The organism is Burkholderia diffusa, assembly GCF_902499115.1.
Classification (GTDB): domain Bacteria; phylum Pseudomonadota; class Gammaproteobacteria; order Burkholderiales; family Burkholderiaceae; genus Burkholderia; species Burkholderia diffusa.
In genome coordinates, this window is the sequence record NZ_CABVPN010000022.1 from 1 (window position 1) to 18368 (window position 18368).

The 18368-nt window shown below is 68.7% G+C and carries 18 protein-coding genes; 9 read left to right on the forward strand and 9 right to left on the reverse strand.

Translation table 11 applies throughout. The annotated features are described in order from the left end of the window. The first annotated feature begins 228 nt into the window (after nucleotides 1-228). The 3 genes from BTE28158_RS21880 (at nucleotide 229) to BTE28158_RS21890 (ending at nucleotide 3359) form a co-directional block, all read left to right on the forward strand. Nucleotides 229-1503: a NupC/NupG family nucleoside CNT transporter gene (locus BTE28158_RS21880; protein ID WP_124627320.1), complete on the forward strand. Its 1275-nt coding sequence runs from the start codon at nucleotides 229-231 to the stop codon at nucleotides 1501-1503. 20 nt (nucleotides 1504-1523) lie between these two features. Beyond that, nucleotides 1524-2840 carry a thymidine phosphorylase gene (deoA, locus tag BTE28158_RS21885; protein WP_151052168.1) on the forward strand — a complete coding sequence of 439 codons (1317 nt, stop codon included), beginning with the start codon at nucleotides 1524-1526 and terminating at the stop codon, nucleotides 2838-2840. A gap of 129 nt (nucleotides 2841-2969) precedes the next feature. Then, nucleotides 2970-3359: a cytidine deaminase gene (locus BTE28158_RS21890; protein ID WP_151052166.1), complete on the forward strand. Its 390-nt coding sequence runs from the start codon at nucleotides 2970-2972 to the stop codon at nucleotides 3357-3359. A gap of 17 nt (nucleotides 3360-3376) precedes the next feature. Here the strand turns inward: BTE28158_RS21890 and BTE28158_RS21895 are convergent, their stop codons facing one another. The 5 genes from BTE28158_RS21895 to BTE28158_RS32830 all read right to left on the reverse strand — a co-directional run bounded on the left by BTE28158_RS21895 (nucleotide 3377) and on the right by BTE28158_RS32830 (nucleotide 8421). After that, a complete protein-coding gene (locus tag BTE28158_RS21895) occupies nucleotides 3377-4492 on the reverse strand; it encodes a Rieske 2Fe-2S domain-containing protein (RefSeq protein ID WP_151052164.1) in 1116 nt (371 codons plus the stop codon). 206 nt (nucleotides 4493-4698) lie between these two features. Next, nucleotides 4699-5442: a peptide-methionine (S)-S-oxide reductase MsrA gene (msrA, locus tag BTE28158_RS21900; RefSeq protein ID WP_151052162.1), complete on the reverse strand. Its 744-nt coding sequence runs from the start codon at nucleotides 5440-5442 to the stop codon at nucleotides 4699-4701. A 60-nt stretch (nucleotides 5443-5502) separates the two neighbouring features. Further along, nucleotides 5503-7383 (reverse strand): cytochrome c biogenesis protein DipZ, encoded by a 1881-nt coding sequence (locus tag BTE28158_RS21905; protein WP_174920080.1) that lies wholly within the window; start codon nucleotides 7381-7383, stop codon nucleotides 5503-5505. A gap of 35 nt (nucleotides 7384-7418) precedes the next feature. Continuing rightward, nucleotides 7419-7952, reverse strand: coding sequence for a peptide-methionine (R)-S-oxide reductase MsrB (gene msrB / locus BTE28158_RS21910; RefSeq protein ID WP_151052276.1), 534 nt, complete (start codon nucleotides 7950-7952; stop codon nucleotides 7419-7421). Nucleotides 7953-8292: 340 nt separating this feature from the next. After that, nucleotides 8293-8421, reverse strand: a complete 129-nt coding sequence (locus BTE28158_RS32830) for a hypothetical protein (protein WP_257129397.1) — start codon at nucleotides 8419-8421, stop codon at nucleotides 8293-8295. Between BTE28158_RS32830 and BTE28158_RS32975 the strand changes: the two genes are divergently transcribed. After that, entirely contained in the window at nucleotides 8420-9607 is a 1188-nt protein-coding gene (locus tag BTE28158_RS32975; protein WP_338084162.1) for a hypothetical protein, read from the forward strand. The genes BTE28158_RS32830 and BTE28158_RS32975 overlap by 2 nt on opposite strands. Nucleotides 9608-9728: 121 nt before the next feature. On the opposite strand, the gene BTE28158_RS21920 is transcribed toward BTE28158_RS32975, so the two are convergent. From BTE28158_RS21920 to BTE28158_RS21930, 3 genes are all read right to left on the reverse strand, one after another. Then, complete coding sequence (locus tag BTE28158_RS21920) at nucleotides 9729-10871, reverse strand: FAD binding domain-containing protein (protein WP_151052274.1); 1143 nt, start codon at nucleotides 10869-10871, stop codon at nucleotides 9729-9731. Continuing rightward, nucleotides 10871-11092: a hypothetical protein gene (locus tag BTE28158_RS21925; protein ID WP_124627303.1), complete on the reverse strand. Its 222-nt coding sequence runs from the start codon at nucleotides 11090-11092 to the stop codon at nucleotides 10871-10873. The genes BTE28158_RS21920 and BTE28158_RS21925 overlap by 1 nt, the downstream gene beginning before the upstream one ends. A 129-nt stretch (nucleotides 11093-11221) precedes the next feature. After that, complete coding sequence (locus BTE28158_RS21930; protein ID WP_059606062.1) at nucleotides 11222-11941, reverse strand: TetR/AcrR family transcriptional regulator; 720 nt, start codon at nucleotides 11939-11941, stop codon at nucleotides 11222-11224. 366 nt (nucleotides 11942-12307) lie between these two features. Between BTE28158_RS21930 and BTE28158_RS21935 the strand changes: the two genes are divergently transcribed. Genes BTE28158_RS21935 through BTE28158_RS21945 form a run of 3 tightly spaced genes read left to right on the forward strand, consistent with a single transcriptional unit; the run spans nucleotide 12308 to nucleotide 15499 of the window. Further along, the gene (locus BTE28158_RS21935) at nucleotides 12308-13039 is read left to right on the forward strand and encodes a YoaK family protein (RefSeq protein ID WP_059606064.1); all 732 of its coding nucleotides are present in this window, start codon (nucleotides 12308-12310) and stop codon (nucleotides 13037-13039) included. Between the two features lie 49 nt (nucleotides 13040-13088). Further along, nucleotides 13089-14030 carry a VOC family protein gene (locus BTE28158_RS21940; RefSeq protein ID WP_059534424.1) on the forward strand — a complete coding sequence of 314 codons (942 nt, stop codon included), beginning with the start codon at nucleotides 13089-13091 and terminating at the stop codon, nucleotides 14028-14030. A 26-nt stretch (nucleotides 14031-14056) separates the two neighbouring features. Continuing rightward, complete coding sequence (locus BTE28158_RS21945) at nucleotides 14057-15499, forward strand: alginate export family protein (RefSeq protein WP_151051539.1); 1443 nt, start codon at nucleotides 14057-14059, stop codon at nucleotides 15497-15499. A gap of 18 nt (nucleotides 15500-15517) precedes the next feature. Here BTE28158_RS21945 and BTE28158_RS21950 read toward each other — a convergent pair whose 3' ends face one another. Further along, nucleotides 15518-16423 (reverse strand): LysR family transcriptional regulator, encoded by a 906-nt coding sequence (locus BTE28158_RS21950; RefSeq protein WP_124902499.1) that lies wholly within the window; start codon nucleotides 16421-16423, stop codon nucleotides 15518-15520. Between the two features lie 133 nt (nucleotides 16424-16556). Here BTE28158_RS21950 and BTE28158_RS21955 point away from each other — a divergent pair, with 133 nt between their 5' ends. Both BTE28158_RS21955 and BTE28158_RS21960 read left to right on the forward strand, forming a co-directional pair. Continuing rightward, nucleotides 16557-17207, forward strand: a complete 651-nt coding sequence (locus BTE28158_RS21955; protein WP_151051540.1) for a DsbA family oxidoreductase — start codon at nucleotides 16557-16559, stop codon at nucleotides 17205-17207. Nucleotides 17208-17406: 199 nt separating this feature from the next. After that, the gene (locus tag BTE28158_RS21960; RefSeq protein WP_151051546.1) at nucleotides 17407-18348 is read left to right on the forward strand and encodes an MBL fold metallo-hydrolase; all 942 of its coding nucleotides are present in this window, start codon (nucleotides 17407-17409) and stop codon (nucleotides 18346-18348) included. The last annotated feature ends 20 nt before the right edge of the window (nucleotides 18349-18368 follow it).

Below are 18368 nucleotides of genomic sequence, written 5' to 3' on the forward strand. Positions count from 1 at the left end.
GATTCTCTCAATATATGGGACGAATCGGGCATCGTCACGTCCATCCGATTTCCAGGTACATAGAAGAACTGAGCAAATCGACGACGCAAGCGAACCCGCACGGAGCATGCCATTTTGATTGCGTTGTCGTCATGCATGACGGCGAGTAATATCCACCGACGGCGTTACACGGGCGTGCCGGGCCGCCTGCCGATCATTCAAATAAACATCGAGAGAAAGGAGTACGAGGTGGATATTCTGCGCAGTCTCCTGGGCATGCTGTTCCTGCTGCTGGTGGCCTATCTGCTGTCGAACAACCGGCGCGCCGTGAGCGGCCGGACCCTGATCGCCGCGCTGCTCACGCAGTTCGCGATCGGCGCGCTGGTGCTGTTCGTGCCGTCGGGCCGCGCGGCGCTCGCGGCGGCCGCGAACGGCGTCAATCGCGTGCTCGACATGGGCAATCACGGCATTGCGTTCGTGTTCGGCGGGCTGGTCGACGCCCGGATGTTCCAGCTGTTCGGCGACGGTGGGTTCGTGTTCGGCCTGCGCGTGCTGCCGATGATCATCTTCGTCACCGCGCTGATCGCGGTGCTGTATTACGTGGGCGTGATGAAGTGGATCGTCGCGATCCTCGGCGCGGGGCTCGCGAAAGTGCTCGGCGTGAGCCGCATCGAGGCGTGCTCGGCCGTCGCGACGATCTTTCTCGGGCAGAGCGAAATGCCCGCACTCGTGAAGCCGTTCGTGCGGCACATGACGGGCGCCGAGATCTTCACGGTGATGGCGAGCGGCATGGCGTCGGTCGCGGGCTCGGTGCTGGTCGGCTACGCCGGTCTCGGCGTGAAGATGGAGTACCTGCTCGCTGCATCGTTCATGGCGGTGCCGGGCGGGCTGCTGTTCGGCAAGCTGCTGTTCCCGACCGTGGAGCCGAGCCGTGTCGTGGTCGACGGGCTCGATTTCGACGACAAGCGGGCCGCCAACGTGATCGAGGCGGCGGCGTCAGGCGCATCGGTGGGCCTGCGGATCGCGATCAATGTCGGCGCGATGCTGATCGCGTTCGTGGGGCTCATCGCGCTGATGAACCTCATCGTCGGCGGCGTGGCCGCGTTCGCGGGCTTTCCGCAGGTGACGCTGCTGGGCATCATCGGCCACCTGTTCGCGCCGCTGGCTTGGATCATCGGCGTGCCGTGGCACGACGCGGCGCTAGCCGGCAACTTCATCGGCGAGAAGCTGATCTTCAACGAGTTCGTCGCGTACGGCGACCTGTCGCCGTATCTGAAGGGTGGCGCGCACGTCGCGGCGGCCGGCCTGCAGGTGCTCGACCCGAAGACGCTCGCGATCGTGTCGTTCGCGCTGTGCGGCTTCGCGAACTTCTCGTCGATCGCCATTCTCGCGGGCGGCTTCAGCGCGGTCGCGCCGGAGCGCCGCTCGGAAGTCGCGCGGCATGGCTTGCGTGCGCTGACGGCCGCGACGTTGTCGAACCTGATGAGTGCGGCGATTGCCGGCCTGTTCTTTTCGCTGCACTGAGCGAGCAAGGAGACGCAACGATGTTTCTGCCGCAGGAGTTCATTCGCCGCAAGCGCGACCGGCAGCCGCTCGATCGCGACGAGATTGCCGCGTTCGTGCGCGGCGTGACCGACGGCAGCGTGACCGAGGGCCAGGTGGCGGCGTTCGCGATGGCTGTGTACTTCAACGACCTGAGCACCGATGAGCGCGTCGCGCTGACGATCGCGCAGCGCGACTCGGGCGACGTGCTCGACTGGCGTGCGCTCGATCTCGGCGGACCGGTGATCGACAAGCATTCGACGGGGGGCGTCGGCGATGTCGTGTCGCTGATGCTCGGGCCGATGGTGGCCGCATGCGGTGGCTATGTGCCGATGATCTCGGGGCGCGGGCTCGGCCATACCGGCGGCACGCTCGACAAGCTCAGTGCGATCCCCGGCTACGACGTGACACCGGACACGGACACGTTTCGTCGTACGGTGCGTGACGTCGGCGTCGCGATCATCGGGCAGACCGCGCGGCTCGCGCCGGCGGACAAGCGCATCTATGCGATTCGCGATGTGACGGCGACCGTCGAGTCCGTCGCGATGATCACCGCGTCGATCCTGTCGAAGAAGCTCGCGGCGGGGCTCGACGGGCTCGTGATGGACGTCAAGGTCGGCTCCGGCGCGTTCATGCCGACCGCCGAGAAGTCGGCCGAGCTGGCACGTAGCATCGTCGACGTCGGAAACGGCGCCGGCATGAAGACGACCGCGATCCTGACCGACATGAACCAGTCGCTCGCGCCGTGCGCGGGCAATGCACTCGAAGTCGCGTGTGCGATCGACTACCTGACGGGCAAGTCGCGACCGGCGCGCCTGCATGACGTCACGATGGCGCTGTCGGCGCAGTTGCTCGTCACCGGCGGGCTGGCGCCCGACGTCGCGCAGGCGCGCACGATGTTGCAGCAGGCGCTCGACTCGGGCGCGGCGGCGGAACGCTTCGCGCGAATGGTGGCGACGCTCGGCGGCCCCGTGGACCTGATCGAAGCGCCCGCGCATCATCTTGCGCGGGCGGATGTGATCGTGCCGGTTCCGTCGCCCGCGAGCGGAGTGGTGAAGCGGGTCGATTGCCGCGCGCTCGGGCTCGCGGTCGTCGCGCTCGGCGGCGGCCGCACGCGCGCGGAGGATGCGATCGACTACCGTGTCGGCCTGACGGCACTCGCGGAGATCGGGCAGCGTGTCGAAGCCGGCCAGCCGCTCGGCTATGTGCATGCCCGCGACGACGCGGCGGCCGCGCGTGCGGTGGACGAGGTGCGGCAAAGCTACGTGCTGGGCGAGACGGGCGAGGCGCACCCGACCATTTACGAGCAGATCGGCTGACCGTGCGCCGATGCCGGCGCGGCGGAACGTGCCGGTGTCGGTGCTCGCCTTACATGACGGGGGAGTATCGTGCCGGCCGGGATGCGTCGTGTCGATGCATCCCCGCACACGACTGGAGGCACCATCGAGATGGAACGAGACGAACTGATCGAACAGGCCAAGGTGGCGCGCGAACGCGCGTATGCGCCGTATTCGCGCTTCAAGGTCGGCGCTGCGCTACAGGCGCGCGACGGAACGGTTTTTCACGGCTGCAACGTCGAGAACGCGTCGTACGGACTGTGCAATTGCGCGGAACGCACGGCGATGTTCGCGGCGATCGCGGCCGGCTATCGTCCGGGGGACTTCACGCGGCTGGCGGTCGTCGGCGATACCGACGGCCCGATCGCGCCGTGCGGCGCGTGCCGTCAGGTGATCATCGAGATCGGCAAGCCCGACATCGAAGTGATCCTGGCCAACCTGAAAGGGGCCGTCGAGGTCACGACGGCCCGCGCGTTGCTGCCGGGCGCGTTCAGCCTGTAACGGAAAAGCTGCGCGCATCACGCGCCGTCACGCGCGTCCCGGATCGGGATCACGGTGCGCGCGCCGCACTGGCGCAGCAGGTCGCGCAGTTCGTTGATGACCGGAAACACCTCGTGATTCCAGTCGGCGCCCTGCCGGTCGTGCGCTTCCTGCTCGCGCTCGACGATCCAGCGATCCTCGCGGAAGATCCGCTCGGTGAACCAGACGAGCAGCGGCCACGCGAGATCGAGCGCGAACGGGATGCCGGGCTTGTGGATCGACAGCAGTCCGAACGTGCGGTTGGTACGCTGTTCCGCATCGAGCGGCACGTAGACGATCCACAGGTCCATCACGAGCGTGCCTTCGCTCGAGCGGATCTGCAGCGTCTGGTACGGGTAGCCGGTGCGAACCGTCATCACGCTCTTGTCGGCCTGGTCGCCGGGCTTCTTGCTCGAGCCGAACACGAGCGCCTCGCCGACCGGCTGCTTGCCTTCCATGCGCGCGAACGTGTAATCGACCTCGACCCAGTCGTCGCCGCGGCGCCGGCCGAGTGCGCGCGCCCGCATCTGCCCCATCTGCTTGCGATGCAGGAACTGATGGTTCATGTCCATCAGGTTCTCGTGCATGAACGAGTAGTGGCACTTGACCTCGCGGCCGAAGCGGCGCGTCTTGAATGCGCGGTCGTCCGCCGATTCGAGCGCGGGGAACGAGCGTTCGTCGGCGAGCGTCGCGTCGCCGGGGAACACGAAGATCAGTCCGTGCGCCTCGCGGCACGGGTACGCCCGCACGCCGTTGGGCAAACGCTCGCGGCCGAGGTAGGGCACGTCGACGCAACGGCCGCTGTCGCACGCATAGGTCCAGCCGTGGTAGCAGCAGCGCAGCGTTTCGCCGCTCACGACGCCCGCATGCAGCGGCACCTGGCGGTGCGCGCAACGATCTTCGAGCGCATACACGGCGCCGGATTCGGTGCGCACGAGGACGATCGGATCGCCGGCGAAGCGCACGCCGAGCGTCTTGCCGCGCTTCAGTTCCCGCGACCACGCGAGCGGATACCAGTGATCGGGATGGATGGGCACGCGGCGCAGGTCGCGCACGACCGCGCCGGTGGACGGTTCTTCGAGGGTGCTGCTGTCAGACAAAGGCACTGCGCGCATGCGTGACGCCTCCTGGCTGGACGGAAGGTCCGGACGCCGCAACAAGCGGCGTGGCTTGGGAGAAGTCTACGCGAAGTTGCACCGCATGTCGGACGCGATGCGGGTTTGCACCGGCACGGCGGGCGCGGTTTGTTTGATGCGGCGCAATCCGGGGCGCGGGCGGCACCCGCGGCATGCGAGGCCGCCCTGCTGCGGCCGCGTGCCGGTCACGAGCGGGCATCGCGCCACAGCACCGGATCGGCGCGGTACAGCGCCGGGAAGTAGTGTTTCAGCCCGGCGACCTTCGGCAGGTCGTTGAACGCGATGTATGGCGCGTCGGGATGCAGTTCGAGGTAGTTCTGGTGATAGGCCTCGGCCGGGTAGAACCCCTTGTAGTCCTCGATACGCGTGACGACCGGCGCCGGAAACACGTGCGCGGTGCCGAGCTGCGCGACGTACGCGGTCGCGACCGCGCGTTGCTGCGCGGTGGTCGGGAAGATTGCCGACCGGTATTGCGACCCTTCGTCTGGGCCTTGCCGGTTGAGTTCGGTCGGATCGTGCGCGACCGAGAAGAACACCTGCAGCAGCCGGCCGTAGGTGATCTGCGTCGGGTCGTAGACGATGCGCACCGATTCCGCGTGCCCCGTCAGCCCGGACCCGACGAGTGCATAGTGCGCGGTTTCGGACGCGCCGCCCGCATAACCGGCCGTGACCTGCTTCACGCCCTTCACATGCTCGAACACGCCCTGCACACCCCAGAAACAGCCGCCGGCAAGCACGGCCGTCTCGTCGTGCGATGCGCCGGGTGTTTCGTCGAGTGTCGGCGCGGGCACGGTGCGCATCGGCTCGGCAGAGTTGACGATGCGCTGGTAGCCGAACACGGCGGCGGCCGCGACGGCGAGGGCGCCGATGCGGCGCAGCATCGCTGCGCGCCGTCGCGGCGTGGAAGCGCGGGTGGGTGTCGGGTTCATGGTGGGCTCCTTCGGAATGCGTTGGGGAAGACGGCGGTCGGGTGTCGGCCTGGCATGCGTTCAACCGAACGTGAATGCGTACGCATCGACACCCGGATCGAGAAACTCGATCGCGAATGTGCGGTCGGCGATGGCGCCCGGCTGACGGACGAGCTGGTACAGGCGCTGCCCGGTGACCGTGCCGTAGCCCTGCGCGTCGACGTCGGTGCCGTGTGCGGCACCGGGCGCCGCGCCGTCGAGCGTCACGCGAAAGCGCACCGGCTTGCCGTTCGCTCCCGGCCCGAGCACGAGGTGCAGGTCGCGCGCATGGAAGCGGTAGACGATCCGGCCGGACGGCGCGGCGAGCGACGCGCGCTCGGCGCCGACCTGCCAGGTGCCGGCGAGGCCCCAGTCGTTCAGGTCGGGGTGGGCGGGCGCGTCGTAGCGGTGTGCCGCGTCGCGCACCACGCCGCCCGGCGACGTGAAGTCGTCCGCGCGCGCATAGCCGACATAGGTTTCGGGCGAGCGGACGTCGGCGCTGTCGGCCGCCGCGAGCGCGCCTTTCGCGGGAACGCCGGCGAGCCCGAGCGGCACGTTCAGCGCTTCCGGATGACCGGCCTCGGCGAGCAGCGACTGGATCGCGCGTTCCGACTGCGCGTATTCGCCTTCGCCGAAGTGGTGGCGGCGCACGCGTCCCTGTGCGTCGACGAAGTAGTGCGCGGGCCAGTATTCGTTGCTGAACGCGCGCCAGATCGTGTAGTGGTTGTCGATCGCGACCGGGAAGTCGATGCCAAGGTCGTGCACGGCCTTTTTCACGTTGCCGATGTCGCGCTCGAACGCGAACTCCGGTGCGTGCACGCCGATCACGACGAGACCGTACGGCGCGTACTTGCGTGCCCAGGCCGTGGTGTACGGCAACGTGCGCAGGCAGTTGATGCACGAGTAGGTCCAGAAGTCGACGAGCACGACCTTGCCGCGCAGGCCGGCCGCGGTCTGCGGCGGCGAATTCAGCCACTGCACGGCGCCGTCGAGCGACGGCAGCGTGCCTTCGACGGGCAGCGCGGCCGGCGCTTGCGGCGCGGGCGTGATCTCCGCCGCGCGCATCATCGCGCCGCCGGACTGCACGGCATCGGCCGTCGCGGCCATCATCGCGCCGCCTGAACCGTTCGAGGTGCGGTCTGCCGAGCCGTCTGCCAGCGAACCCGTCGCGGCCATCGCCGCCGGCGCGCCGTTCGAGCGCCCGCCGAGCCGGTCGACGAGCTTCGTCTCGAGGCCGCCCGTCGTGACGGTCGACAACTGCGCGAGCGCACCCGTATCGAGGCCGAGCGCAATCGCGCCGACGCCGGCCAGCAGCGCGGCGCCGATCCCGCGCTTGATCCATTCGCCCGCGCCGAGCGAGCGCTTCATCGCGGCGAACACCTTGCCGCCGATCACGAGCGCGACGCCGAGCGACGTCGCCGCGCCGGCCGCATACGCAACGAGCAGCAGCGTCGTGCCGACGCTCGCGCCGCGCAGCGCCGCGCCGGTCAGCACGAGCCCGAGGATCGGGCCGGCGCACGGCGCCCACAGCAGGCCGGTGGCGACGCCGAGCAGCAGCGACGACAGCGGGCCGGCCGGGCGGCCGTCGCGCTGCGCGAGGCCGGTGAGGCGGTTGCCTGCGGCGACGAGCGGGCGCGTCAGGTGTTCGGCGAGGCGCGGCATCAGCAGCGTCAGGCCGAATATCGCGAGCAGCACGATGGCAGCCCAGCGGCCGGCCTGGTTGGCCTGCGCGACCCAGCCCCCGCCGACGGCGGCGAGCGTCGCGACGACGGCGAACGTGAGCGCCATGCCGGCCAGCAGCGGCAGGCCGGTGCGCACGAACGGCTGGTCGGCGCGCGCGAACACGAACGGCAGCACGGGCAGGATGCACGGGCTAAGGATCGTGAGCACGCCGCCGAGATAGGCAAGGACGATGAGCAGCATGATGCGTTCTCCAGTCGGTCGGGGATGGGGCCGGATCAGGCGGCGGCCGGGTGGAAGGCGAGCGCGAGCCCGTTCATGCAGTAGCGCAGGTGGGTGGGCGGCGGGCCGTCGTCGAACACGTGGCCGAGATGGCCGCCGCAGCGGCGGCAGTGCACCTCGGTGCGGACCATCCCGAACGACGTGTCGGCGTCGGTCGCGACCGCGTGGTCGAGCGGCTTCCAGAAGCTCGGCCAGCCCGTGTGGCTGTCGAACTTGGTGGCCGACGAGAACAGCGCGAGGCCGCAGCCCGCGCACGCGAACGTGCCGGGGCGGTGCTCGTCGTTCAGCGGGCTGGTGTACGGCCGCTCGGTGCCGGCGTCGCGCAGGATCGCGTACTGGGCGGGCGTGAGCCGGCGATGCCATTCGGCGTCGCTGAGGGTGACCTCGTATGGCGCGGCCATCTTCGGCGCAGCCGTCGACGCGGCGAACGCGCGGCTGACCAGTGTGCGGCGGCCGGCCGACGACAGCGCCGCGAGCGTGGCGAGGCCGGTGGCGCCGGCGAACAGCAGCAGATGTCTGCGGGTGGGCATGATGGGCTCCTGGAAGCAGGTCCTGAAAACATGCGCCCATCGTAGTCAGCGGCCGGTGTCGAAGTCCTCACGGAAAGTTAAATGAATTGTGATGTTTGCCGGAGGAGGCGGCCGCGTCGACGGGATGGTGTCCGGCCAAGCGCCGGCCGGCCAGGGCTCGGTAGTCGGCTGCGCCGGGTTCTGCCGTGACCATGAGCAAGAGGCGTGTCCAACTACGGCCATGCATCAAGTATGCGACTGCTTCCCGGTGTTCGCTGCGGCAGCAATCAGGCGGGATGAGTCCGGCGGCGGTGTGGCGCAGTCAGGTCCCGGTCGGTTGAAACTGCCGGAGGGTTCGCCGTCATAGGAGGCAAACGCGTTGCAAGGTCACTGTGCGCTGATACACGGCTTTATTGAGCCACGGCACGAACACGTACTCGTCGTATGCGTCGCAGCCGATCAGGATCCAGTGGGACAGGACGTTGGACATGATGGGCCTCCTTGATTTCGCTGGCGTCGTTGTGGCGGGGGCCTATGCATCGCGATCGGCATCCGTCGTGCTCACACCCGGTATACCGGGCGAGCCCGGCGCCTATTCCCGAGGCCGCGCGATGCGCTTCATGCGCCGGATGTCGTGCGTCGCCGGAATAAACGGGACCGCTCGGTGGTATGCCGATCAGGCAGCATCACTCAGCGCACGTTTCGACGGGGAGGTTTCGATGAACGACAAGCCCACGCAAACCCGTGACATCCTGCGCGGAGCGCGGCGCGCTCGCGAGGTTCCCGCGAACGCAGACGAGGCCTCGGCGTCACCATCCTTCCGGGAACACGTCGACATGCGCCCGCCGTCGCACGACCGCGCACCGTATCCCGCGCAGCACGCGCACGATGCCGATGCCGGGAAGCCGGCGTCCGCGCATGATGGGCTGCACAAGATGGCGCGGAGGCTGCAACTCGGCTCCGGCATCATGTTGTGGATCTATATTTCCGTTCACATGGTCAATCATGCGCTCGGCATCTGGTCGGTCGACATTGCCGAGCGCGGCCTGCAACTGGCGATCGGTGTCTGGCAAAGCCCGCCCGGAACGATCCTGCTGTACGGCGCGGCCGGCCTGCATTTCGCGCTGGCGCTCCGCACCGTCTACGGCCGCCGGCACTGGGCGCTGCCGCCGGCCGAATGGCTGCGTCTTTGGGCGGGACTCGGCCTGCCGCTGCTGTTGATCCGCCACGTCGTCGGCACACGCGTCGCGACGTCGTTCTACGGCTTCGAACCGAACTACGCACGGGTCGTCGTGGCGCTGCTGACGAGCGGCACGCAGGGCCTGCAGATCGCGCTGCTCGCGCCGGGGTGGGTGCATGGCAGCCTCGGGTTGTGGTTTCATTTGCGCCGGCGTGCGTTTTTCCGTCGCGCGAGGTTTGTGCTGCTGGGGGTGCTCGTACTATTGCCCGTGCTGTCGGCGGCCGGATTCTTGCAGATGACGCGGGCGGTGGTGCCGGGCAGTCTCGCCGTCGCGGCCCCCGACGCGACGCTGGTGGCCCATCGCGCCGCGCTCGACAGCTGGCGGCATCTTCTCGTCGCCGGCTACCTGTCGCTGATCGTCGCTGCGTTCGCCGGCGGGCAGTGGCGAAACCGGTTCGCTGGCGGCGTTTCGCGCGGCGCGCCCCGGGAGCAGTAAGCGGGTGCGCGAACCTGCCGGGTCCGCGCCTGGCCGGCGATCCGCACGAGTCGGCTGCGTCTGCTCGAAGCTCGCGCGGCCGAACATGGCACGCGGCATCTCGACACCGGCCTGCCGCCGGTCACGCCCGTCCCATGATCCGCGTGCCGAGCGAGATGCCGAGTTCGGACAGCGAAGCGTTGTTCGCGAGCTGGGCGGCCGCCCAGCGCGACAGGGCGGCGTCGAACGCGCTTGTGCGCACGCCGGCGCGCAGCGCTTCGGCGAGACCAACCGCGTTCTCCGCCGCCTTCGCGACACCGGCGGCCGTATGCGGTCGCACAAGGCAGGCCGCGTCGCCGAGCAGCACCGCGCGGCCGAACGCCATGCGCTCGACCGCGAGATCGAGGATCGCCTGCGCGAACGGCGCCTGGGTCGCCTCGACGAGCGCGGCGAGCGTTGGCGCGAGCAACCGGCGGCCGGTGTCCACGAGTTCGAGCCGGTTGTCGTCGCGCATTGCGCCGGGCGGCAGCGAGCCGTCGCGCTGCGTGCCGTCCTGCGCGAGAAACAGCGACGGCACGCGATCCTGCTCGAGCCGCCGGTACCAGACCCAGTTCACGCGCCGCTTGCCCGGCTCGATCGCACCGTCGCGTCCGGGCACGAGGTAGGTCAGGAACAGATGCGCGTTGCCTTGCTGGAACGTGAACCGATCGCGCAGCACCTGCAGCACCGAGTCGGGAAGCGTGTGCTCGTCGACGAGCCCGCGCCATGCGACGTAGCCCGCATACGCGGGCCGCGCGTCGGGCAGCAGCTGGGCGCGCACGGCCGAGCGGCCGCCGTCCGCGCCGACCAGCAGGTCGGCATGCTCGACGCGCCCGTCCGCGAAATGCGCGATCACGCGCGCGCCATCCTGTTCGAACCGCTCGAACGATACGCCAGCGTGCACGACGCCGGCGGGCAGCGCGCGCTTCAGCGCGGTGTAGATCACGTTCCACGCGGTCTGCGTTTGCGGCATGTAAAGGCGCTGCACGATCCGGTCGTGCTCGTCGAGATAGATCCGGTCGACCGAATCGACGCCCGCATCGCGCGGCACCGGCACGCCGCCGAATGCGAACGCGCGCTCGATCGGCGGCTGCAGCACGATGCCGCCGCCGCGGCTGTCGAGGTCGTTGGGCGACTGTTCGAATACCTTGACGCGCCATCCGGCCGCGCGCAGCGCGGTCGCCGTGAACAGCCCGCCCACCGATCCGCCGATGACGATCGCCGAAGGGCCCGCAACGTCGCTCATCATTCCGCTCCCGCGATGATTCGTCGCGCGCGCCGACTCGTCCGTTCCCAATGCTTCAGGAAATCGACCGGCAACGCGTTCACGCGCTCCGGCTGTTCTTCGCGCGCCATCTTGCGCTTGTCGTGGCCGGCGGCCGGCCCGCTGCCGGCGTCGATGTAGTGCTGGCGCCGATCGTTCGCGGTGACGGTGCGATGCGTGATCGAAGACGTGTCGGTGGTCATGTGACGGTCCCAGTGCGGTTCGGTCCGCGGGCGCCCGGACGCGGGCGCAAATGCCTTTCGAGGATAGGCGAAGCGACCGGCACACCGGATGAATTGTTCTGAATTCGTCGGGCGGCGCGCGGGGCCGCGCTACACGCGGCGGCGTCGCCGAGCGGCCGCGCCGGACGCGAGCTGCTTGAGCGTAGCGGGTGTGCCGTGGAGAAACGCGTCGACCAGGCGTTCGATTTCGGTGTCGAGATCGTCGGGCACCGGCAACCCGTACACCCACTTGCGAACGCCGAAATAGAAGATGCTCGCGTGCAGGCTCCAGACGAGCTCGATTTCCGCGTTGCGCTGGGCCTCCGTCGCCGGCGTGGCGATGTCGTATTCGTGGCGCAGTTCGCGCAGCACCGGCAGGAACACGCGTTCGCGCAGCCGCGACAGATAGCGCGTGTTGAAGCCCTCGCGGCTGAGCCCCGCGAAGATGAAGGTGCGGATCCATTCGCGCCGCAGGATGGTTTGCGCGTACGCGCGGTAGAACGCGACCAGCCGCTCCTGCAGCGGGACCGTGCGATCCGCGATCATTTTTTCCCAGTCCGGGTTCCACGTGTAGACCTCGTCGTACACGCGATCGATCAGCGCTTCCTTGCTCGGAAAGTACCGGTACAGCAGCGGCTGGGTGACGCCGATCTGCCGCGCCAGCTCGCGCGTGCTGCCGGAAAAGCCGTGCGTCGCGAAGTGCTCGATCGCCTTCTCGACGATTTGCCGTTCGCGCGCTTCCGGCGCGAGGCGCCGGCCCGGCGTGACGGCGTTGCCGTCGGCATCCGTCCCGCGCTCGCGGGCGGGCGTGCTGCGTTTTCTTTCGGTCATGCATCGGCTCCTGATCGCGTGCGCTCTTAAGCTATCGATCGAAAAATAACACGATCGGACCGCGAGGGCCGCTCGGGGCGTGCCTGCCGACGCGATGCGCGAACCGTTGCGCATGTGCCTCGCGTCGCGTCGACCGCGCCGTCCGTCCGGGCGTCCGGGCAGCCAATTCAGGAAAATTCAGGCCCATCGCCATGACATTAAGACGCGCCTTAACTAGTCTTGCTTCCGAACAGCCGTTTGGACCGGACGCCAGTCGGCACCGCCGGGCCGTTCGGCACAACCGGAGCGGAACATGCGTGATCTGATCTCGCCGGACGCAGGCATCGCGTGCGCCGGCGCAACCGTCGCCATCCAGGAGGCCGGGGCATGCCGACGCAGCCGGTAACCGCGGCCGCGGCACCCGATCACGTGCGTGGCGAGGACGTCTTTCTTGCGTCGATCGCCGGCTACGTCGACACGCTCGGCTTCGTCGCGCTGTTCGGCCTGTTTACCGCGCACGTCACCGGCAACTTCATCCTGATCGGCTCGGGGCTGGCCGGCGTCGGGCAAGGGCTCGCGATCAAATGGCTCGCGTTTCCGGCCTTCATCGCCGGTATCGTCGGCGCGCGCGTGCTCGATCACCGGATGCGTTCGCTGGGCCACGGCCCGCGCGCGCGTTCGCTCTATGCGCTTCAGGCCGTGCTGCTGGCCGGGTTCATGCTGGCCGGCGTGATGGCGTCGCCGATCGCCGACGCCGATGCGCCGCGCACGATCCTGTGCGGTCTGCTCGGCGCCGCGGCAATGGGTGTCCAGAATGCGCACGGCCGGCTGACGGCACGCTCGGTCGTCGCCAACACGGTGATGACGGGCAACGTCACGCAGGCGGTGATCGATGCGTTCGACTGGCTCGTGCCGCTTGCCGCGCCGGCCGAACGCGACGCCGCGCGCGCGCGACTGCGGCGCACGCTGCCGCCGGTCGCGGCGTTCGCGCTCGGTGCGGGCGCGGGGGCCGCGGCGTACGTATTCGCCGCCTTCTGGGCGCTGGCGCTGCCGCTCGCGACCTTGTGCTTCCTCGCCTACCGATCCGGCCGGCCCGACGACGGGCCGGCATCACGCTGAATCCGCGCGCGACGCACGGCAGCGCTTACCACTTTCAAGGAGAATTTCGATGATTGCACTGAAGTTGCGACAGGTATTGCGGATGACGGCCGCGTCGACGGCCGTGCTCGGCGCATTGCTGGCGACCGCGCCGGCCCATGCGGACGAGACGCGTCTGCTCGAGACCTCGTCCGCGAAGGTGCCGGCCGTCTCGGTCGGCCCGCAATACGACACGACGCACGTGTGCGTCGCGCCGGAAGACTTCGACCGCTTCACCGACAGCTTCGTCGCCACGTTCGGCGGCAAGAAGTCGCAGCAGGGCGTATTCCAGGTCACGCCGACGCCGAGCCAGACGATGTCGCAGCTCGTGTTCACGCCGTCCGGCACGATCTCGGTGTTCGGCTTCAAGACGCCGATCCCATACCCGTTCTGCGAGGAGCGCACCGGCTACCTCGTCACCGACATGGACGTCGCGATGAAGTCGGCGCGCGCGCATGGCGCGGACGTGGTCGTCGACACGTTCCCCGATCCGATCGGCCGCGACGCGATCATTCGCTGGCCGGGCGGCGTGAACATGCAGCTGTACTGGCACACCCAGGCGCCGCACTACGATCCGCTGCAGACCGTGCCGGAAAATCGCGTGTACGTGTCGCCGGAAAGCGCGAGCAAGCTGGTGCACGACTTCGTCGCGTTCTCGCGCGGCAAGGTCGTGTCCGACGTGCGCAAGGCGCCGGGCATCGAGATCGGCCGGCCGAACGACACGTACCGCCGTATCCGCATCGAGTCGGGCTTCGGCAAGATGACCGTGCTCGCCACCGACGGCCATCTGCCTTATCCGTTCGGGCGCGAGATGACCGGCTACGAAGTGGCGGACCTTGCCGCCACGCTGGAGAAGGCCAAGGCCGCCGGCGTGACCGTTCTGGTACCGACCTTCACGTCGGACGGGCGCGATGCGGCGCTCGTGCAGTTCCCGGGCGGCTATGTCGCCGAGATTCACGCGCGGTCGAAGTGATGGACCGGCGGTCGATGAGGCGGTCGATGAAGCGGGCGTGGCGTGGCGCGTTGCCGGCCGCCATGCTGGTGGGCGGCGTCGCGACGCACGCCGGGACGGCCGCTGGCGCCGAGGAAACCGCGGCGCCGGCATCGACCGCCGCCGCGACGTGCACCGCGACGCGTCCTGCGGTGCTGTTCAACCGCTGGCAGGAAGACTGGTCGGTGCTCGCGAATCCATGCGTGCCGCGCAAGCCGCTCGACGGGCTGAAGTACATCCCGCTCGGCGCCGACCCGTCGACCTACCTGTCGCTCGGCGCGAACCTGCGCGAGCGCTTCGAGCTGAACAACGCGCCGCTGTTCGGGCTCGGCGCCGCCCACGACGACAACTACGTGATCCAGCGCGCGACGGTGCACGCGGATCTGCGCTATGCCGGACATTTCCAGGCGTTCGTCCAGTTCGTCGATGCGCGGCCGTTCGGCAAGGATACGGTCGGCCCGGTCGACAAGGATCAGCTCGACATCGAGCAGGCGTTCGTCGCGTATGTCGACCAGTTGGGCGGCGGCACGTTCAAGACCCGCATCGGCCGGCAGGAGATGGCGTTCGACTTGCAGCGGTTCGTGTCGGTGCGCGACGGCCCGAACGTGCGCCAGGCGTTCGATGCGCTGTGGGCCGATTACGAAATCGGCAAGTGGCGGCTGATCGGCTATGTGACGCGTCCTGTGCAGTATCGCAACGACGCGGTATTCGACGACGTGTCGAACCGGCACCTCAGATTCGACGGCGTGCGCGTCGAGCGCAACGATGTGGGACCCGGTGACCTGTCGGGCTACTGGTCGCGCTATACGCGCGACAACGCGCGCTATCTGGGCGGGGCCGGCACCGAGCGGCGCGACGTGTTCGACATGCGCTACGCCGGCAAGTCTTCCGGGTTCGACTGGGACGCCGAGGCGATGCTGCAGACCGGGCACATCGGGCAGGACACGATCGGTGCGTGGGCGTTCGGCGCGCTGGGCGGCTACACGTTCGCGAAGACGCCGGGCACGCCGCGCATCGGCATCCAGGTCGACGGCGCGTCGGGCGACAAGCATCCCGGCGACGGACGCATGGGCACCTTCAACCCGCTGTTCCCGAACGGCTCTTACTTCACGCTCGCCGGCTATACGGGCTACACCAACCTGATTCACGTGAAGCCGTCGCTGACGTTCAAGCCGGCCGGCAACGTGACAGTGCTGACCGCGGTCGGTTTCCAGTGGCGCGAGACGACGGCCGACGCGATCTACGGGCAAGGGATGCAGGCCGTGCCCGGCACGGCCGGCAAGGGCGGCGCGTGGACGGGCATGTACGCGCAGGCCCGCGTGGACTGGCTCGTCAATGCGAACACGGCGCTGGCGGTCGAGGCGGTGCACTTCCAGCTCGCCGATTCGATTCGCGCGCTGGGCGCGCGCAATGCCGACTATGTCGGCGTGGAGGCGAAGTTCGGCTGGTGACGCGACGTGCCGCGCGGCTCAGTGCTGCGCGCCGGCGAGCGTCTCGACGAAATCGATGAACGCCGTGACGCGCTTCGAGCCGCGCTGATTCGGCAGGTACAGCGCGGTGACGACCGAGCGCGCCGCATCGGGCATGACGTCGTACTGTTCGAAGAGCCTGCGCAAGCGGCCCGACTGGACGTCGGCATCGACCAGCCAGTCGGGCAGCAGTGCGATGCCGGCGCCGTCGAGCACGGCATCGCGCAACACTTCGCTGTGGTTCGATTTCAGGCGCCCGGTGACGAGCACTTTCGTCGTGCCGTGCGCATCCGCAAACGTCCACGCCTGCTGGTCGCCGCCGAAATGAAAGCGCAGGCAGCCGTGATCGACCAGCTCTCCCGGCGCCGATGGCGTGCCGTGTGCATCGAGGTAGTCGTGGCTCGCGACGACATAGCGCTGGAACGTGCCGAGCTGTCGCGCGACGACTTCCGCGGACGGGGCCGCTTCGCCGAGCCGGATCGCGACGTCGATCCGGCCGGTGACGAGATCGACGCGTTCGTCGGTGAGCTGCAGGTCGAGATCGAGCTTCGGATAGCGCGCGAGGAAGGCCGCGACGTGCGGCGCGATGCGGCGCATGCCGTACGCGACCGGCACCGACACGCGCAGCGGCCCGGACGGCTCGTCGCCGCGATCGGCGACCAGTGCGTCGGCTTCCGCGAGTTCCTCGAGCAGCCGCTTCGCGCGTGCGTAGTACACGGAGCCGGCATCGGACAGCGTGACCTGTCGCGTCGTGCGGTTCAGCAGCACGGTGCCGAGCGACGCCTCGAGCGCATCCACCGCGCGCACCACCGACGAGGCCGCGAGATCGAGACGTCGTCCCGCGCTCGAGAAGCCGCCGGCTTCCGCTACTTCCACGAACGCGCGCAGCGCGGAGAACTTGTCCATGTCGTCGCCCTTGTAACTTCGTGACTTCGTGCCTTTGTGCGTATCGCAACGATGCGTTGCGTGCCGTTCGCATTCTATCGCCGGCCCGCAAGCGCTATCTTCAGGACTGGCAATGTACAGGAAGGAGCGTGCGATGAAACCCCTCGAAGTAACGGTGACCTACGATCTCATCTGCCCGTGGTGCTGGATCGCGGAGCACAGGCTCACGGCAGCGATCGACGAAGCAGGCCTGGCCGGCAACGTGAGCGTCCGGTTCGTGCCGTTCGAACTGAACCCGACGATGCCGGCCGGCGGCATCGACCGCAAGGCGTACCGGAGCGCGAAGTTCGGCAGCTGGGCGCGCTCGCAGGCACTCGACGCGCATGTGGCCGAAGCCGGCCGCGCGGCGGGCCTCGTGTTCGATCATGCGCGGATCGCGCGCACGCCGAACACGCGGCTTGCACACCGGCTCGTCTGGTTCGCCCAGCAACGCGGCAGCGCCGTCGCGCTCGTCGATGCGCTGTTCGCCGCGTATTTCCGCGACGGCCGCGATATCGGCGACGCGGACGTGCTGGTCGAGATTGCGACGGGCGCCGGTTTGCCGGGCGACGCGGTGCGTGCGTTCCTCGCGTCCGGCGAAGGGCTCGACGCGGTGGTCGCGCTCGAAGCGGAGGCGGTGCGTGAAGGCGTCGCTTCGGTGCCGTCGACGCGCATCGGCCTGTCGGTCGTCAGTGGCGCGCAGCCGGCTGTCGTGTTTCGCGATGCATTGATTGACGCGCAGCGCGCGCTCGACCAGATCGCCTGAATCTTGGCCGGTGCCGCCGAGGCACGGCTTTCAGAACGATTCATGTCCCGCTCAGGATTATTGCGAACCGGGCCGGTAAGCTCGGTGTCGTGCGCACGTCGCCGGCCGGGCCGGCAAGCCGGCGCGCAATGTCGCAACGTCGATATGCAACCGGGAAACGGACATGAAGAACCTGAATTGGCGCACGCGCGCGGGCGGCATGCTGCTCGTCGCGTGGTGCTTCGGCATCCTCGCATCGGTCGCGCTCGCCGCAGAGCCGGGCGGCGGAGGCCAGGCCCCCGGCTTCTATCGGCAGAAGCTCGGCGATCTGCAGATCGTCGCGCTGTCTGACGGCACGCATCCGTTTCCGATCGATACGGTCTTCCGCGATGTGTCGAAGGCCGAAATCCGGCGCGATCTCGATCGCGCGTTTCTCGAACCGCCGGTACAGGGGTCGATCAATGCGTTCCTGGTCGATACGGGAACGAAGCGGATTCTCGTCGATACCGGCGCCGGCGTGCTGTACGGCGACTGCTGCGGCAAGCTGCTCGCCAACTTGCGTGCGGCAGGCTATGCGCCCGAGCAGATCGACGAAGTGTTGCTCACGCACCTGCACAAGGATCACGTCGGCGGCATCGTGTCGAACGGCAGGATGACCTTTCCGAATGCGGTCGTCCGCGTGAACGAGGTCGAGGCGAATTATTGGCTCGATCCGGACAACAAGGCACAGGCGCCGGCGTTCCTCGCGTCGTTTTTCGATGCGGCGGCCGCGTCGGTCGCGCCGTACGTCGCGGCCGGGCGCTTCAAGACGTTTCGCGGCGAAGCGACGCTCGCCCCCGGCATTCGCGCGGTGCCGATGCCCGGTCATACGCCGGGCCATACGGCCTATCTGATCGAGAGCGGCAACGCCGGGCTGCTCGCGTGGGGCGACATCGTGCACGTCGCGGCGATCCAGTTGCAGGATCCGGACGCGACCGTCCAGTACGACAGCGATGCCGACACGGCGCGCCGCACCCGGCGCGATACGCTGAAGCGCGTCGCGGACAAGCGTTATCTGGTCGGTGCCGCGCACATCGCGTTTCCCGGGCTCGGGCATTTGCGCAGGGATGGGGAGCAGTATGACTGGGTGCCGGTCAATTACGACACGACACCGGTTCGGTGACGCGAAGGCGCGCGGCAGCA

Bases quoted from the DNA above. Each gene is read 5' to 3' on its own strand.
- BTE28158_RS21945 (WP_151051539.1), top strand. From the start codon at position 14,057: ATGAAGCGGGCGTGGCGTGGCGCGTTGCCGGCCGCCATGCTGGTGGGC.
- BTE28158_RS21955 (WP_151051540.1), top strand. From the start codon at position 16,557: ATGAAACCCCTCGAAGTAACGGTGACCTACGATCTCATCTGCCCGTGG.
- BTE28158_RS21940 (WP_059534424.1), top strand. From the start codon at position 13,089: ATGATTGCACTGAAGTTGCGACAGGTATTGCGGATGACGGCCGCGTCG.
- BTE28158_RS32975 (WP_338084162.1), top strand. From the start codon at position 8,420: ATGATGGGCCTCCTTGATTTCGCTGGCGTCGTTGTGGCGGGGGCCTAT.
- BTE28158_RS21895 (WP_151052164.1), bottom strand. From the start codon at position 4,492: ATGCGCGCAGTGCCTTTGTCTGACAGCAGCACCCTCGAAGAACCGTCC.
- msrB (WP_151052276.1), bottom strand. From the start codon at position 7,952: ATGCCCACCCGCAGACATCTGCTGCTGTTCGCCGGCGCCACCGGCCTC.
- BTE28158_RS21960 (WP_151051546.1), top strand. From the start codon at position 17,407: ATGCTGCTCGTCGCGTGGTGCTTCGGCATCCTCGCATCGGTCGCGCTC.
- BTE28158_RS21890 (WP_151052166.1), top strand. From the start codon at position 2,970: ATGGAACGAGACGAACTGATCGAACAGGCCAAGGTGGCGCGCGAACGC.
- deoA (WP_151052168.1), top strand. From the start codon at position 1,524: ATGTTTCTGCCGCAGGAGTTCATTCGCCGCAAGCGCGACCGGCAGCCG.
- BTE28158_RS21920 (WP_151052274.1), bottom strand. From the start codon at position 10,871: ATGAGCGACGTTGCGGGCCCTTCGGCGATCGTCATCGGCGGATCGGTG.
- BTE28158_RS32830 (WP_257129397.1), bottom strand. From the start codon at position 8,421: ATGTCCAACGTCCTGTCCCACTGGATCCTGATCGGCTGCGACGCATAC.
- BTE28158_RS21935 (WP_059606064.1), top strand. From the start codon at position 12,308: ATGCCGACGCAGCCGGTAACCGCGGCCGCGGCACCCGATCACGTGCGT.
- BTE28158_RS21925 (WP_124627303.1), bottom strand. From the start codon at position 11,092: ATGACCACCGACACGTCTTCGATCACGCATCGCACCGTCACCGCGAAC.
- msrA (WP_151052162.1), bottom strand. From the start codon at position 5,442: ATGAACCCGACACCCACCCGCGCTTCCACGCCGCGACGGCGCGCAGCG.
- BTE28158_RS21950 (WP_124902499.1), bottom strand. From the start codon at position 16,423: ATGGACAAGTTCTCCGCGCTGCGCGCGTTCGTGGAAGTAGCGGAAGCC.
- BTE28158_RS21905 (WP_174920080.1), bottom strand. From the start codon at position 7,383: ATGCTGCTCATCGTCCTTGCCTATCTCGGCGGCGTGCTCACGATCCTT.
- BTE28158_RS21930 (WP_059606062.1), bottom strand. From the start codon at position 11,941: ATGACCGAAAGAAAACGCAGCACGCCCGCCCGCGAGCGCGGGACGGAT.